The organism is Natrinema gelatinilyticum (assembly GCF_024266705.1).
GTDB classification, from domain to species: Archaea; Halobacteriota; Halobacteria; order Halobacteriales; family Natrialbaceae; genus Natrinema; species Natrinema gelatinilyticum.
The window spans coordinates 3,230,227-3,244,632 of record NZ_CP100756.1 but is presented as its reverse complement, the minus strand read 5'-3'; the positions used below and the strand labels follow the sequence as shown (position 1 = coordinate 3,244,632).

The window sequence follows — 14,406 nt, the reverse complement described above, 5'->3', positions numbered from 1 at the left end:
ATATAGCGGCTATGGGTGTACCGGGCCGAAACGAGACGAACGATGGGACCTACCACAATGAAATAGAGATGATAGATACGCGATCCGATATTAAAGCCGGCATCGTCGGCCTCGGCAACATCGGACAGTACCACGCCGAGCGACTCGTCGAACTCGGCGTGACGCTCGCCGGTGGAATGGACGTCTCCGCCGAGGCGCGAACGCGATTTGCCCGACGGTACGACGTCGACGTCTACGACGACCACGACGAGCTATACGACACCATCAACGCCGTCATCATCACGACGCCGAACAAGTACCACGAGGAGTATGCGGTCGACGCGTTCGAACGCAACCTCCACGTCTTGCTCGAGAAGCCACTGGGGCATTCGACCGAGAGCGCACAGCGGATCGCCGACGCGGCAGCGGAATCCGACGGGGTCTCGATGGTGGGGTTCAACAATCGATTCGCCAACACCGTGCGAATCGTCAAAAATCGGATCGAGCGAGGTACTCTTGGGGACGTTACGCACATCGAGGCGAACTACGTCCGTCGACGAGGAATCCCAGGACGAGGATCGTGGTTCACCCGCAGAAACATCGCCGGCGGCGGCGCGCTCATCGATCTCGGGGTCCACGCCATCGATCTCGCGCTGTATCTACTCGGCTACCCTCCCGTGGAAGAGGTAAACGGCGTTACTCGCAGCGAATTCGGCGACAGGGAAGAGTACGCGTACCTCGAGATGTGGGCCGACGACGCGGGACCGGAGGGGTTCGACGTCGACGACTCCGCCACCGCGTTCATCCGCTGTGCGGGAAACCGGACGATTTCGCTCGAGGTTGCGTGGGCGACGAACCGGCCGGCGACTCACGAATTTATCGCTCGCGGAACCGACGCAGCGGCCCGGTTCGACCTCCTCGAGGGGGATCTCTCCGTCTACTCGGCGAGCAAAGCCGGCGCCGATCACCTCGAGGATACGACCATCGAAACGCGTCACAACGACACCCATTCGGACGAACAGCGGGCGTTTTTCGATCAGATAGTGGGTAACGGAGACGGCGACGGCACCATCGACGAAGCCCTCACCGTTCAATCGGTTATTGGAGCCATCTACGAGTCGAGCGAAAAAGGACACACGATCACGATCGACGATCGAGCGCCGATCGAATGACAGCGAGTGCCGTTCGAGGCGGTCCGGGGACAGTGCTCGAGGAACGGTCGTCTCAGCGCAGTCTGCCGACCGATCGTGTGAACCACCTCGGATCACGTGGTTCGAGACGCTTCGCGTCTCGTCATCACCCGAGACCCTCGGTCTCGCAGACCTCGCGGAGCGTCGCTCCGCTCAGTCACGAAAATATCCGATTTTCGAACGACCCCGAGGCGCTCGGCCAGCTCTGCCTGTAGATCGTATCGTCCGGACGCGCGAGTTCGTGCACGACTGTTACGAACGTGGACCGCGTACGATCGATCATGGAAACGCCACCAGAACTAGAAGCAGTCGCGGGAGAACAAGACGACATCACTATCAGCACCCGAGAGTACGAAGACGAAACCGTCATCGTCGTCGATTTTGGCCCGGTCCGTGGGAAGCCGTCGGTCGACATCGTCGGCGGAACGGCGATCGTCACCGCCGATGAAATACATTTCGAGTTCGACGTCCCCGCAGACGCGAGCGACGTCACCGTCAACGACGGCGTGCTGACGATCAGCGGCTGATCGACTCTCGCCAGCCCCCGTTTTATTTTCCCGGCTGTCGTCGACTCCGCTATGGAACTCGGCGTTCACACTCCACCGCTCGCTGACGAACCGCTCGAGGGTGCGTTGCCGTATCTCCACGAGCAGGGCGTCGATACGATAGAACCGGGGGTCGGCGGCCATCCGGGACAGGACCATCTGACGCGGTCTGCGTATCTCGATGACGAGAGCCAACAGGCCGAACTCGCGGATCTACTCGACGAATACGACATGCGGATTAGCGCGCTCGCGACCCACAACAACCCGATTCACCCCGACGAAGAGCACGCGACGCGATCGGACACCGAACTCCGCGAGGCGATCCGGCTCGCCGCTCAGCTCGAGGTCGACACCGTCACCTGCTTCTCTGGCCTCCCGGCCGGCGGTCCGGACGACGAGGTTCCGAACTGGATCACGGCACCCTGGCCGCCGGAACACAGCGACGCCCTCGAGTATCAGTGGGAGCGGGCGATCGAGTACTGGAGCGAACTCGCCGACTACGCGGACGGACACGAGGTCGACGTCGCGATCGAAATGCATCCGAATATGCTGGTCTACGAGCCCCACGGGATGGCGCGATTACGCGAGGAGACCGGAGACCGGATCGGGGCGAACTTCGACCCGTCCCACCTCTACTGGCAGGGGATTACGATCACCGACGCGATCCGATACCTCGGCAACCGGGACGCGATCCATCACGTCCACGCCAAAGATACCATGATTTACGACGCGCAGGCCCGCGAGAAAGGGGTTCTGGATACGACGTCCTATCAAGACGAGCCGAATCGATCGTGGCTCTTCCGATCCGTCGGCTACGGCCACGGCGAATCTCACTGGAAGGACATCGTCTCGACGCTCAGAATGGTTGACTACGACGGCGCGCTGAGTATCGAGCACGAAGATTCGCTGACCAGTTCGCGGGAAGGTCTCGAGAAAGCGATCAACGTGCTCGAGCGGGCGATTTTCGAAACGCAGCCGGGCGAGGCCTACTGGGCGGAGTGAGCCGACATGCGAGGCCGGGCTGTGCGAGTAGCTGCAGATTACTCTTCGATCGGGTGATTGATCGAATCGTCTGAGGATTGCTCGCTGACTTTGACCTCGCTTCCGCCGCGAACGACGACCGTGTATCCCTCGTACTCGAGTGTTACCACCACGTCGCTGGCCGAATCGGAAGTGGGGTCGAACAGTTCATCGAGCGCCTCCGGATTGACGACCGTAAACAGCGGGTCGTACGTCGGGGGCTCGACCTCGGTCACGTCAACGCCCTCGTGTGCGGCGATCGCTTCGACGATTGCCTGAGATGGAGGAACCGCACCACTGGGCGACGACGGGTTGTCCAGAGGGGACATACTAGCGCCTAAGATAGTCCAGCTGATAAGGGTGGTGGCAAATATATCATTCTGAGTAACGGGTGAGATCACCATCCTCTCGGCCCAGTACCCGAGAATAGGCGTGCTATCGATTTCGAATCCGGGGTCGTGCACACAGGCCGTTCGTCGGAGACGTGCAACAGGTCTCCGTTCGAAGCGCCACTACTCCGAGGACTCTCCGCGCGCGTGCTCGAACATTTCGATGGCTCGGTCCCGGCGAACGGCGTGCTCGACGATGGGGGCCGGGTACGCGGGGGCGATTCGCTCTCGTTCGTCGGGCTCAAGGTCGTGCCAGCTGTGGATTTCTTCGGTCGAAGCGTCGGTGAGTTCGGAAACGTAGTCGCGGACGTATTCGGCATCGGGATCGTACTCGCGTCCCTGTGTCAGCGGATTGAACACGCGGAAATAGGGTTGTGCATCGGTGCCGGTCGATGCGGCCCACTGCCAGCCACCGACGTCGTTAGCGGTGTCGTGATCCGCGAGCATGTGCCTGAACCACTGATATCCCTCCCGCCAGTCGAGCAGGAGATCTTTGGTCAAAAACGATGCGACGAGCATCCGCACGCGATTGTGCATCCACCCCTCGGCCCGGAGCTGTCGCATCCCCGCGTCGACGATCGGATATCCCGTTTCGCCGTTCTTCCACGCCTCGAGCGCGTCCGGATCGTCCTCCCATTCGATGGGGTTCGTGTATCCGCTGAAGTTTTCGGAGACGGTCTCCGGGTTGAACGCGAGGACGTGTGCATAGAACTCTCGCCAGGCGAGCTGGCGCTGGAACTCGCGGACGCTCTCGCGCTCCCCGTCGGTATCCGCCCTGTCGGCAGCACGGTCGGTTGCCGCGTACAGCTCCCGCGGGCCGATCGTTCCCCATTTGAGGTGTGGTGAAAGCCGTGAGGTCCCGCGTGCGGCGGGGTAGTCGCGTTCCGCAGCGTACCGATAGATCGGCCCCGAGCAGAAATCCGAGACCCGCTCATGCGCTGCCGTCATCGTCACTGACGGGGGCGTCGCCTCGGGGTCGTCGAATCCGAGGTCCGAGAGCGATGGCAGCGGATCGCCCGTTACACTGGCGAACCCGTCCGCGTCGGGTCGCCCGACCGGTTCCCGTTTGTCCCGGTCGCGCCACTTCTTCCAGAAGTACGAGAACACCGAGTAGTGGGCGCCCTGATTCGGCGTAATCGATCCCGGTTCGTGGAGGATCGCATCGTGAACCGACTCACACGCGGTGTCGTCGTCCGCGAGTGCAGCGCGCACCGCTCGATCCCGCTCCCGTGCGAGCCCGCTGTAGTCTTCGTTCCAGACGACGGACGAGGCGTCGTACTCGGCTGCGACGCGCGGAACCGCTCCGCTCGCCTCTCCTTCGACGACCACGAGATCGCTCCCGAACTCTCGATAGCGCTTCCGAAGCGCCTCGAGAGCCTCGAGCAAACACGCGACTCGGACTGACGACGCGTATTCGAGAACGGTCGGATCGAGGACGAACAGCGGGACGATCGACTCGTCGGTGGCTCCAGCGCGTTCGAGCCCACGGTTGTCGGGCGTGCGGAGATCCCGACGGTGCCAGTGAACGATCACAGTCGAACTGCGCGCTCGAGTGCCGAAAGAATGTAGGTCTCGAAGCCGCCGTCGGAGCGCCAGTTTTGCACGTCGGACGATCCGGCGAAACGGACGCGCAACTCGCGATGGGCGCCGGAGATGCACCACTGGTCGGCGAGTACGCGGCCGTTCGCAAGCAGCGTCTCGAGCGAGTCGGTGCGGTGATGCGAGAACTGGGCGTTCCGGAACCCGCGGTCAGGTGAGTCATCGACACCGACTCGACGTCCGCGATGGCCGACGAAACGTTCGTCGAACGGCTCACTGACGGTGATCGAATTCGAGCGACACGTCGCCGGTCTCGATCTCCGACCGTCGTCCATCCAGTACGCCGAAGCGCTCCTCGCGGCGTGTTTCGAGCCAGTAGAGTAAGCGTTCCGCCCACTCGAGCTTCCGGGCCTTCACGGAGTCGACCGTCGGGTCGTCGAAGTCCCAGCCTACGAAGACGAGTTCGGCGGCGCCCATGTGGTCCGCGAGAAACGCCGCACGATCACCGTCCGTGAAGCCGCCGAAGTTCTGGACTCGGCCGCGCGGTTCGGCCTGCGTCGTCGGCAAAACGTACTCGTGAGCACAGTTCGGGACGACGTCGCGTATCGTCTCCAGATTGTCGCCGTGCCCGTGGATCGCGACCGGAACGCCGTCGAGGGTGAGCCGTTCGACCGTTTCCGGATTCTTATCGAGGTCCGTCACCATGCACTCGACGTCGATTCCGTGGGTCGCGAGGGTGTCGACGGCTGTCGAGGCCGCGACGACGGCATCTGCATCGCGCGCACGTGTGAGGTCGGCCCCGGTCTCGAGCGACGGCCCGGCTCCTGCAACGGCGACAGTCGCATCCTGGAGGGCCGATAGCCCCGCCGGATCGAACGACGCGTCCAGAAGCGAATCGAGGAAATCCCGCCCCTGTTCGTCGCCGATCCGGTCGTACCCGAAATCCTCGAGGATCACGTTGTAAACTGGTTCCCACTCGTCGAACTCCATGCTCGGTGTCGGTACTCGTCGCGCGATCCGTTTGTGTGTTCTGTGTCGACTCGAATATGGGGCAATCGATATCGAAGTCACCGCTCACCGATCCACCACCTATTCCGTAAACACAGGTCCCAGGACCCGTCATCAGCTGTCCGCCGACAGTCGACGCTACGGACTGTCGACAATCGGGATCCCCTCGGAGAACAGTCCGCAACCCACAGCCCGCAGCCCACCGACATCGATCTTCAGGACGCAGATTTCAGCCGTCGCTGTTCGTGTCGGACCACAATAATTCCGTGTTGTGGGCCGGAGATCGCCTCCAACGTACCCCTGTCCGGGAGACCGCCCGGCGTCCACTCCCTCGTTTCGGAACATCCGACATACGATTTTTCTCACCGCAGCACCCCTGACAGCTTCCGACCGAGACGATCGAGTCGACCCGACTCGTCCGTCAGACGGGCTGAAATATCGGAAATGGCGGCAGTCGAACCAGCGAGAAGGAACCGATCGCCTGTCACGCGCCTGCCGACCGCTCCGTGGTCGGCCGCGATCGACAGCAATCGCTCGCTCGAGTCGGGGTCGAGGCCCTCGATCTCGAGCAATTGCGTCCACAGATCGTCCGCAACCGCGGGATCGATACCGCGTTCCCGGAGTTGGGACCGGATCTCCCGCGTCGAGCGGACGTCCAACTGTGAGAGCGTGATACCGTCTGCGATCACACTCGTGCGTTCTGTAAACGCTGATCCGATCAGGGCGGCGTCTCGCGTTTCGGCCACGTCGTGCGTTCGGATCACGTGCGCACCGCGCTCGACGGCCATCGAAGTCGCTGCGAGACTGACCGGCAGTCGTTCTTCCGTCTCGCGGGCGGCGATTTCGCCGAGGAAGTTCTTCCGGTTGATCGAGACCAGCAGCGGCCGACCGAGAGCGCGAAACTCACGAAGCCGACGGAACGTCTCGCGGTCGTCTTCGAGCGTCTGTGCGCTGCTCCAGCCCCCGAAGGCCGGGTCGAGGATCGTCTTATCGGTCATTCCATTTTGCTTCAGCGCCTCGTATACCTGATCGACGAAGTCCGCCCGCGTGGCCCACTCCGGTGATTTCCGGGTCGTCCAATCTGTTTCCTCGACGACACCGGGTCGCTCGAGGTCCGGCGGGCTCGCCATCTTCGCGACCGCCACGTCGTGTTCCTCACAGACTGTCGGCATTGCGGGATCGGCGAATCCACAGATGTCGTTTACCATATCGAAGCCGCGCGCGAGCGCTTCGTCGGCTACGTCGGCATAGCGAGTCTCGATCGAAAAGATAGCGTCCCCGGAGACGCTTTCGATCGTCTCGAGTGCGACGTGTAAGCGCTTGAGTTCCTCCGTTGCCGAGAGCACGTCGAACCGCTTGTTCGCCGATTCGAGACCGATATCGACGATGTCAGCCCCTTCGTCGATCAGTTCCTCGTCGACGTAGCGAGCCGCCTCGCTGGGATCGTCGAAAACGCTCGGATCGTAGGGCGACTCCTCGCTGACGTTTAACACGCCCATGATCCGGGGCGGGTGGTCATCACCGATCCCCAGACCGGCGGCGTCGACGCTGTTCATACCCCGTCTGAGGAGGCGATGCAAAAAGGCACCGCGGTTCCGGCGAAGCGCTCTTACTCGTTTTCGAGGACCGCTAACCGCGAATCGCGCAGGAGGACTTTCTTGACGATTGATGGATTTTCCAGCAAGCGGTGTTTTGCGTGTGCGCCGCGGCCCCGACCGCGTCCCTCTCGCTCGGACTGGATCACGTTGAGGAAGTTCTGTTCCTGGAGAATTTCCTGTACTCGTCGCTCCGAGAGGACGTCGAAGTCGAGTTGGCGGGCGACCTCCTTGTACTGATTGTAGATGATCTTCGTCGGAAACTCCTTCTCGGTACTGTTTTCGGTCAGCAGCGTTAGGGAGTAGAGGATCGCCTTCGCCTGCTGGGGTGATCCCTCGATCAACTCGTTGAACCGGTCAGCCTCCGTCTTTTCCTTTGCGTCCCGGACGTGATCTGCGGTCACCCGAGTGTCGTTTCGCTTCTTGGCGATTCGACCTGCGTTTCGGAGGATGTCGATCGCCTTCCGCGCATCACCGTGCTCCTGGGCGGCGAGCGCTGCAGTCAATGGAATAACGTCGGCGGACAACACCCCGTCGTGGAACGCGTCACGGCGCTTTTCGAGAATCTCGACGAGTTGGTTCGCATCGTACGGAGAGAAGACCAGTTCGTCCCGCGACAGACTCGACTTGACGCGCTCGGAGAGATGATCCGGAAAATCAATCTTGTTCGAGATACCGATGATACCGATGCTCGAGTCGGATATACGGCGATTTTCGCCGGCCCGAGAGAGCTTTCGAAGAACCTCGTCGTCCTCGAGCATATCGATCTCGTCGAGAATGACGATGGTGACGTCGGTGCAGTGATCGACGGCCTGCCAGAGGCGCTTGTAGTAGTCGCCCGTGCCCAGGCCGCGGTCGGGTACGGTGACGCCGCTCGTCTCGGAGTCGTTGACGATCTGGGCGATCGTTTTGACGATCGACGCCTCCGTGTTCTGTTCGCCACAGTCGATGAAGGCGTACTTCACTGTGACGTCGTCGTGTTGGGCTTCAGTGATCACTCGCTGGGTGACCGACCGCGAGATGAGCGATTTACCGGTGCCGGTCTTGCCGAAAATGAACAGGTGATTGGGCTCGCTCCCGAATATCGCCGGGTTCAGAGCGTCCGCAACCCGTTGCATCTGCTCGTCACGACCGACGATTCGATCCGGACCGGGAAGGTGCGTGATCTCGAGTAGACGCTCGTCGGCAAAGACCGGATCGTCGTACCGAAAGAGAGGATCTCGTTCGTCGTTGGCGGACATTGCGGTATCCCGTTCCTTCCAACCGAATTGAAATAAAGCTGTGGAGATCGATCGCGGATGTAAATACGCCGTCAGAGCGACTCGAGTGGGCAACGACGGCCACATGACTATATGAAGTACATTTCGGCACCCTCGCGCTTCTAAGACCAGTGAACGGCGCGATAGGGACGGACACCCCCATCGCGGATGTAACGTACGACCGGACCGGCTCAGAAACGGAGACGCTGCACCCGGTTCCGGAGATCGACTTTCGTTCACAGTTCGCGGAACGTTTGCTCGACGGACGGTGAAACCCGTTCCGCGAACTGATCGGGCGCGTCGGGGGTCACTCAGTGTCCGGTACACACACACCCCCTTCGCGTTTGTAACGGTGAAAGAGGGGTGGCAGTAAAACGAATTCACCGATTTTTGAGGATTCACGGCACAGAAGCCGATCTTTTTCATCCGCGACAACGGTGTGTTGCGTAACAGATCCTCCGCATGTGAGAGCGCTTACAAACGCGAGGGGGGTGTGTCCGTGTCCCATCGATTTCGACCCAGTCGATCGGTGCCGATACATCGACCAGTGTCCGATTCAGCGGCTCACTCACCCAATTCAGATCGAAGTAGCGTTCACGACGACAGCCATGGGCCAGTGATCCCTTGCCGTCACGCGCTTCCTCTCGTGCAGGATCGGGATGCGTAGGATCGGGACGGTAATCGCGGTATCCAGTCAGATTCACACACGTAGTATCAGAACTCGGTACCGTTTCTAGTCGATACATACTCACACTAGTTACTAACTCACACTAGTTACTAGAATATACTAGAACAGTACACCAATTGGTGAGAAAATAACGGCTGGTGAGAAACAACGGAGGGACCGACATGAGAACACTGTTGCGGCGGGTACTCCTGATGTGAGTGCGATTGAGAGACAGAAAGGACGAAGAACGGACGGAAGGACAAAAACGATATCACCGAAGAACGACCCGCTCGAGCAGTGCTCGTCGGACGAACACGCTCTTTTTTGCGTTCCCGTTTGTACGTAAGTGGTATATGAGCGCGTATGACACCACAGGCTCTCATCGAACGGTCGGCACGGCTGTCGTGACCGAAATCGAACTGCGGTCAGGCACACTCCGTTCGAGCCCGTCACATCGAGTCCTGGATAGCGATGACTGACGAGTCGTCGTCTCCGACCGACGAACCCGTCCGAACGCTACCCGCCGTTGCAGTCGTAGACGCTCAGTCGCCGGGAAACATCGGAACCATCGCCCGCGCGATGAAGAACTTTGGATTCAACGACCTCCTGCTCGTCGATCCCCCGGCACTCGATCCAGACGGCGAAGCCTATGGGTTTGCAGGCCACGCTCGAGAAGATATCCTTCCTAACGCAACGGAGATCAGCTTTACCGAGCTGGTCGACACCTATCATACGATTGGGTGTACGGCGGTGACGAACGAGGACGACAACAGTCACGTTCGATTTCCGTACTCGACGCCGGCGGATCTGGCCGATCGGCTCCCGACCGTCGCGGCGTCCACCGCACTGGTCTTCGGCCGTGAACGCGTCGGGCTGACGAACGAAGAACTCGCTCGGATCGACGAAATCTGTTCGATTCCAGCGAACGCCGAGTACCCCGTCCTGAACCTCGGTCAGGCTGCGACCATTACGCTCTACGAGTTGCGCAGGCTCACCCTCAGCGACGAAACGCAGTTGCCCGCCATAGAACGCGTCCGCGCACCCGAGCAAACGATCGATCGGCTCTACGACCAGTGGGCAGCACTGCTCGAGGAGATCAACCATCCCGAAGAAAAACAGGAGAAGACGATGCGAATGTTGCGACGGGTGTTTGGGAGGGCAGATCTGACCGAACGCGAGGTGAACACCTTGCTGGGTCTTCTCCGACGGGCAACCGAGCGCCCTGAAGAGAAATGAGTACCGTCGAATAGAGGGCCTCCAGTGAAGGATAGTGAATCAGTGGAAAGAGACACCGGGGCGAACCGACAACGGCTACTGAAGAGTGTGTAAACAAGTGCTTCGTAGGATCGCTAGACGAAGCTTGATTTCGGCGTTTTCACTAATGCCACCGCCGGTCGAAAACCGATACACTGCGGTTGATTCTACGGATATCTAACTGTTCGACGAAGATTGTAGACGGCACATTTGAGCACCATCTCGCGGAATTCGAGGTGCCAGCTTCGCGCACGCACGGCGGAGCCGAGCGTGCGCTTGATCGACGAAAAGACAGTCTCAACCATCCAGCGGCGATTGTACCAGCAGCTGCTCATCCGGGCGTTGTGTGCCCGGTCGAGCGAGGAGTAGATCCGGTGTTTGATCAACGGTCGGATGCGATCAAGATGAAGATCGTCTCGGAATGGCTTTCCATCGTAAGCACGGTCAGCGGCCAATGACCGCAGGTCCTCGGCGTTTCGCCGAGCGACCTGCGGACCAATCTTCGCATCATGTTTTTTCGTGGTCGTACAGTGAACATCGTAGACGTACAGCGTTTTCACGTCCACGAGGGCAGTGACTTTGAGCGAGCGAACGCGGTAGTGTTTTCGCGTCGCGTAGTACCGCGAGGGCTGGTCGCGGTCGAAACCAGTCGAGTCGATCGCGGCATGGCCAGTGCGTTTCTCGGCTGATTCGCCGAGAAACGCACGATAGGTCTCCATCGAGATAGTCTCAAACCAGTCACGCAGGACGGTAAAATGCGGAAGCCGCGTGAGGCCGATTTCGTCGAGAATGCCGGGCATTTCGCTCAACAGATCGATTGTCTGGCGGTAGGATTTCCCGAGTTCGATCCGCAGTGCTTGCAACGTGAGCATCGCCCATTCGGCGAACCCGCCACCCCCTACGGGGTCGGCGGGTTCGTCCGGATTCTCGACAACGTTTTTAGCTTTCGCAACGATTTCTCGGGTGAGGAGACGGAATTCGGATACCAAAGTAATCCGTCTCTTCGCTTTCTACGAAGATAACGAGATTGAGGCGACGCCGTCTAGCGATCCTACAGAGCATAAACAAGCACACTCGGCACCTGGTACACCACGATTTGAGCGACAGGCATACCCGAAAGCCGCTCCTCCGATTACGAGTGGAGCGGTGAGAGAGTCCACCTACCGGGACTTCGTCGGCGAAGCCTCGCGTTCGCTGTCGGTCTCTTTTGGCTGGGACTCGTACCGGCCGGGCACACTGACGGTGCCGACCCAACCGCAGTCACTGCAGGCGAGCAGTCCCTGACCGTCGATCAGAAACCCGCCACAGTCCGGGCAGGTATTCGGCGTGGCCGACTCCCGTGAATCGTCTACTTCGATCGTGGCGAGCGGAGTTGGGATCTCGCCGGTTCGAAGCGTCGCAATGGCATCGTCCGTCGTGTACGTTTCGTCCGTCGTCTCGGTGGAATGAGGGAACACGCCGATCAGTTCCTCGTCGGCGTACAACTCGAGACACAGCAGCGGCGTGACGAGGCGCTCCTGCGTGGTATCGGTCACCTGCGACGTCGTGGTCCGCTCGCGGAATGGCGGGCGAACGGTCACGCCACGTTCGTCGGCCCACTGCTGGAATCGCTCGTAATCGTCGAGAACCTCTTGATAGGGGCTTTCGTCCGAGAGCGTCACCTCCTTTGGCCAGCTTCGAAGGAGTAGTTCATCGATCGCCCCTTCGGACTCGCAAGCCTGGAGCGTCTCGATTTGCTCGTCGACCGGCTCGAGCAGCAGCGGTGCCCGCACGTGACAGACTGCTGTAAGCGCCGCTGTCTCGGTAGTTGGCGTTTCAGTCATTGGTCACGTGATCAGGCAATGCGTGTATTGATAAATGTTTTCGACGGCGCAGATATTGGTCACCTCTCGCCCCAGCAGCGTGTCCGAAGCCACTGCCTGAGCGTCCTCGTGCCGACGCGAGCCGTGATGGACACAACTGAGTTCGCTACCCGGCCGCGGTCAGCTTCGCTTCTGAATCTCCTCGCGGAGGAGTTCGCTCACGAGGTCGCCGTCTGCCTTTCCTCGAAGGGCGCCCATACACTCGCCCATCAACCCCGAAAAGGCCTGCATCCCCTCCGATTCGACCTGTTCTTCGTTTCGTTCGACGACCTCGACGACGGCGTCTCGGACTTCGTCCTCGCCCGCCGATCCGAGGCCGCCGGCCTCGGCGGCCGCTTCGGCCGAACGGGTCGGATCGTTCGCCAGTGCCCGAAGCAGATCCGGCACACCCTCTCGTGCGAGGTCGCCACCGTCAGCCATCCTGAAGACCTCCTCGAGGTGGTCGGGAGAGAGCCTTTCGACGGGGACGTCGTCCCGTCGAAGTTCGGTGAGCGTCGACTCGAGAGTCGTCGCAGCCAGCGTCGGATCGATACCGTCGGCGACGACGTCTTCGAACAGCGGCATGTACTCACCGTATGCGACCTGCTCAGCGAGTCCTGCACCGAGGTCGTACTCGTCCTGGTAGCGCTCGACCTTCTCGGTCAGCAACTCCGGTTCGGAAACCTCACTCGGATCCGGCTCGACGGGCTGGACGTCCGTCTCCGGGTACATCCGGGCCGCACCGGGAAGCGGCCGCAGGTAGCGAGTCGTCCCGTCGTCGTTCGCGCCCCGGGTTTCCTCCGGAACGCCCTCGAGCGCGGTCGTTGCGCGGGCCGCGACGGCGTCGACTGCCGTTTTCGCGACGTCGGTATCGGCGGCAACGATGGCGACGGCGTCGTTCTCGTTTGCACCCACGGCGTCTCGCAACGCAGCCACCTCGTCTTCGGTCACTCCGTACGCCGGCAGCTCGTCGGTGTGGAAGATCCCGCCCGCGCCGTGGCGTTTCGCGTGGTCCGAGAACTCGGTCCCGAGCCGTCGGTCGGGTGCGATCTCGCGACCGACGAGTCCGTCGAAGCCGGAGAGGCGAACCGCCATCACGGAGCCGCCCGATTCGAGTGCGCCGCCGATGACCCCACTTTCGGTGCCAGAGAAGACGTCGGACACGTCCACGACGTCGCCGACCGACGCGCTGCGGTCTGCGAGTTCGTTCCGGATATCGACGAGTTCGACCTGCCGAGCGACCTCGTTTCGGACGATGTCGTCGATATCGTCGAGACTCTGGACACCCTTGATCTCGACGCGGGCACCCTCCGCGATGGAGACGTTGACGTCCTGGCGGATCGTCCCGAGGCCACGCTTGACTTTACCCGTGGACCGAAGCAGCATACCGATTCGTTCGGCCGCCTCGAGGGCTTGTTCCGGCGTCGAGATGTCGGGACCCGTGCCGATTTCGACCAGCGGGATACCGAGTCGATCGAGACTGTAGCGGACGCCGGCGTCGGTCTCTGTGACGCGCTGGGCACTTTCTTCCTCGAGCAGCAGGTCCTCGATCTCGATCGGGCCGTCGCTGGTCTCGATCTCGCCATCTGTCGCGATCAGGGTCGATCGCTGGAATCCCGACGTGTTCGACCCGTCGACGACGATTTTGCGCATGACGTGGGCCTGATCGACCGGGCGCATATCCATGAGTTGAGCGACCTCGAGCGTGGTCTCGAGGGCTTCGGCGTCGAGTTCGTGGGGCGGCTCGTCGTCCTCCTCGACGAGACAGGTCGTATCGTAGGCGAGGTACTCGAACTCGCGCTCGACCATGCTCTCTTCGACGGCGGCGTCGTCGAGCTCGCCGAGTTCGCTTCGGGTGGGATGGAGGTATCGCGAAAACGAACGCAACGACTCCTCGGGTTCGCGAAGGAGCGTCGGACACTGGCAGAACAGTTTCGTCGCCGTATCGAGTTGCTGGTGGATCTCCAGCCCGGCGACGAGTCCGAGGTCCTCGTAATCGTGTTCCGTCATTGCGGGGGACTCGGTGACGGAGGGGTAAAAAACCGTCCAGTCCGGCTCAGGGACGCAGGTCGAGGTGCCACACCGGCAGATACCGTCTCGAGAGACGTCCTCTGAACTCG

13 protein-coding genes are annotated in these 14,406 nt (G+C 61.1%); 5 read left to right on the top strand and 8 right to left on the bottom strand.

Annotated elements, in window-relative coordinates; genetic code table 11:
* Nucleotides 1-68 precede the first annotated feature (68 nt).
* From NJU76_RS15885 to NJU76_RS15875, 3 genes are all read left to right on the top strand, one after another.
* Nucleotides 69-1,151 carry a Gfo/Idh/MocA family protein gene (locus tag NJU76_RS15885; protein ID WP_254530341.1) on the top strand — a complete coding sequence of 361 codons (1,083 nt, stop codon included), beginning with the start codon at nucleotides 69-71 and terminating at the stop codon, nucleotides 1,149-1,151.
* Nucleotides 1,152-1,450: 299 nt separating this feature from the next.
* Entirely contained in the window at nucleotides 1,451-1,696 is a 246-nt protein-coding gene (locus tag NJU76_RS15880; RefSeq protein WP_254530340.1) for a DUF7127 family protein, read from the top strand.
* A gap of 51 nt (nucleotides 1,697-1,747) precedes the next feature.
* A complete protein-coding gene (locus tag NJU76_RS15875) occupies nucleotides 1,748-2,716 on the top strand; it encodes a sugar phosphate isomerase/epimerase family protein (RefSeq protein WP_254530339.1) in 969 nt (322 codons plus the stop codon).
* 38 nt (nucleotides 2,717-2,754) lie between these two features.
* Here NJU76_RS15875 and NJU76_RS15870 read toward each other — a convergent pair whose 3' ends face one another.
* Nucleotides 2,755-3,063: a HalOD1 output domain-containing protein gene (locus NJU76_RS15870; RefSeq protein WP_254530338.1), complete on the bottom strand. Its 309-nt coding sequence runs from the start codon at nucleotides 3,061-3,063 to the stop codon at nucleotides 2,755-2,757.
* Nucleotides 3,064-3,246: 183 nt separating this feature from the next.
* A complete protein-coding gene (locus tag NJU76_RS15865) occupies nucleotides 3,247-4,656 on the bottom strand; it encodes a cryptochrome/photolyase family protein (RefSeq protein WP_254530337.1) in 1,410 nt (469 codons plus the stop codon).
* 65 nt (nucleotides 4,657-4,721) lie between these two features.
* Between NJU76_RS15865 and NJU76_RS15860 the strand changes: the two genes are divergently transcribed.
* Nucleotides 4,722-4,880: a hypothetical protein gene (locus NJU76_RS15860; RefSeq protein ID WP_254530336.1), complete on the top strand. Its 159-nt coding sequence runs from the start codon at nucleotides 4,722-4,724 to the stop codon at nucleotides 4,878-4,880.
* A 55-nt stretch (nucleotides 4,881-4,935) separates the two neighbouring features.
* Here NJU76_RS15860 and NJU76_RS15855 read toward each other — a convergent pair whose 3' ends face one another.
* From NJU76_RS15855 to NJU76_RS15845, 3 genes are all read right to left on the bottom strand, one after another.
* Nucleotides 4,936-5,652, bottom strand: a complete 717-nt coding sequence (locus tag NJU76_RS15855) for a 6-hydroxymethylpterin diphosphokinase MptE-like protein (RefSeq protein WP_254530335.1) — start codon at nucleotides 5,650-5,652, stop codon at nucleotides 4,936-4,938.
* Nucleotides 5,653-6,032: 380 nt separating this feature from the next.
* Nucleotides 6,033-7,226, bottom strand: coding sequence for a dihydropteroate synthase (gene folP, locus NJU76_RS15850; RefSeq protein ID WP_254530334.1), 1,194 nt, complete (start codon nucleotides 7,224-7,226; stop codon nucleotides 6,033-6,035).
* Nucleotides 7,227-7,279: 53 nt separating this feature from the next.
* Nucleotides 7,280-8,506 (bottom strand): Cdc6/Cdc18 family protein, encoded by a 1,227-nt coding sequence (locus NJU76_RS15845; RefSeq protein ID WP_254530333.1) that lies wholly within the window; start codon nucleotides 8,504-8,506, stop codon nucleotides 7,280-7,282.
* Nucleotides 8,507-9,662: 1,156 nt separating this feature from the next.
* On the opposite strand from NJU76_RS15845, the gene NJU76_RS15840 reads away from it, so the two are divergent.
* Entirely contained in the window at nucleotides 9,663-10,427 is a 765-nt protein-coding gene (locus tag NJU76_RS15840) for an RNA methyltransferase (RefSeq protein ID WP_254530332.1), read from the top strand.
* A 185-nt stretch (nucleotides 10,428-10,612) separates the two neighbouring features.
* On the opposite strand, the gene NJU76_RS15835 is transcribed toward NJU76_RS15840, so the two are convergent.
* The 3 genes from NJU76_RS15835 to gatE all read right to left on the bottom strand — a co-directional run bounded on the left by NJU76_RS15835 (nucleotide 10,613) and on the right by gatE (nucleotide 14,296).
* Complete coding sequence (locus NJU76_RS15835; protein WP_254528552.1) at nucleotides 10,613-11,434, bottom strand: IS5 family transposase; 822 nt, start codon at nucleotides 11,432-11,434, stop codon at nucleotides 10,613-10,615.
* A gap of 171 nt (nucleotides 11,435-11,605) precedes the next feature.
* Nucleotides 11,606-12,268 (bottom strand): HTH domain-containing protein, encoded by a 663-nt coding sequence (locus NJU76_RS15830; protein WP_254530331.1) that lies wholly within the window; start codon nucleotides 12,266-12,268, stop codon nucleotides 11,606-11,608.
* 159 nt (nucleotides 12,269-12,427) lie between these two features.
* Nucleotides 12,428-14,296: a Glu-tRNA(Gln) amidotransferase subunit GatE gene (gatE, locus tag NJU76_RS15825; RefSeq protein ID WP_254530330.1), complete on the bottom strand. Its 1,869-nt coding sequence runs from the start codon at nucleotides 14,294-14,296 to the stop codon at nucleotides 12,428-12,430.
* Nucleotides 14,297-14,406 lie beyond the last annotated feature (110 nt).

What these genes read in the sequence shown, in the direction of transcription:
- NJU76_RS15845 (WP_254530333.1), bottom strand. Translation starts at nt 8,506, where the DNA reads ATGTCCGCCAACGACGAACGAGATCCTCTCTTTCGGTACGACGATCCG.
- NJU76_RS15870 (WP_254530338.1), bottom strand. Translation starts at nt 3,063, where the DNA reads ATGTCCCCTCTGGACAACCCGTCGTCGCCCAGTGGTGCGGTTCCTCCA.
- NJU76_RS15855 (WP_254530335.1), bottom strand. Translation starts at nt 5,652, where the DNA reads ATGGAGTTCGACGAGTGGGAACCAGTTTACAACGTGATCCTCGAGGAT.
- NJU76_RS15885 (WP_254530341.1), top strand. Translation starts at nt 69, where the DNA reads ATGATAGATACGCGATCCGATATTAAAGCCGGCATCGTCGGCCTCGGC.
- NJU76_RS15880 (WP_254530340.1), top strand. Translation starts at nt 1,451, where the DNA reads ATGGAAACGCCACCAGAACTAGAAGCAGTCGCGGGAGAACAAGACGAC.
- gatE (WP_254530330.1), bottom strand. Translation starts at nt 14,296, where the DNA reads ATGACGGAACACGATTACGAGGACCTCGGACTCGTCGCCGGGCTGGAG.
- NJU76_RS15875 (WP_254530339.1), top strand. Translation starts at nt 1,748, where the DNA reads ATGGAACTCGGCGTTCACACTCCACCGCTCGCTGACGAACCGCTCGAG.
- NJU76_RS15840 (WP_254530332.1), top strand. Translation starts at nt 9,663, where the DNA reads ATGACTGACGAGTCGTCGTCTCCGACCGACGAACCCGTCCGAACGCTA.
- folP (WP_254530334.1), bottom strand. Translation starts at nt 7,226, where the DNA reads ATGAACAGCGTCGACGCCGCCGGTCTGGGGATCGGTGATGACCACCCG.
- NJU76_RS15830 (WP_254530331.1), bottom strand. Translation starts at nt 12,268, where the DNA reads ATGACTGAAACGCCAACTACCGAGACAGCGGCGCTTACAGCAGTCTGT.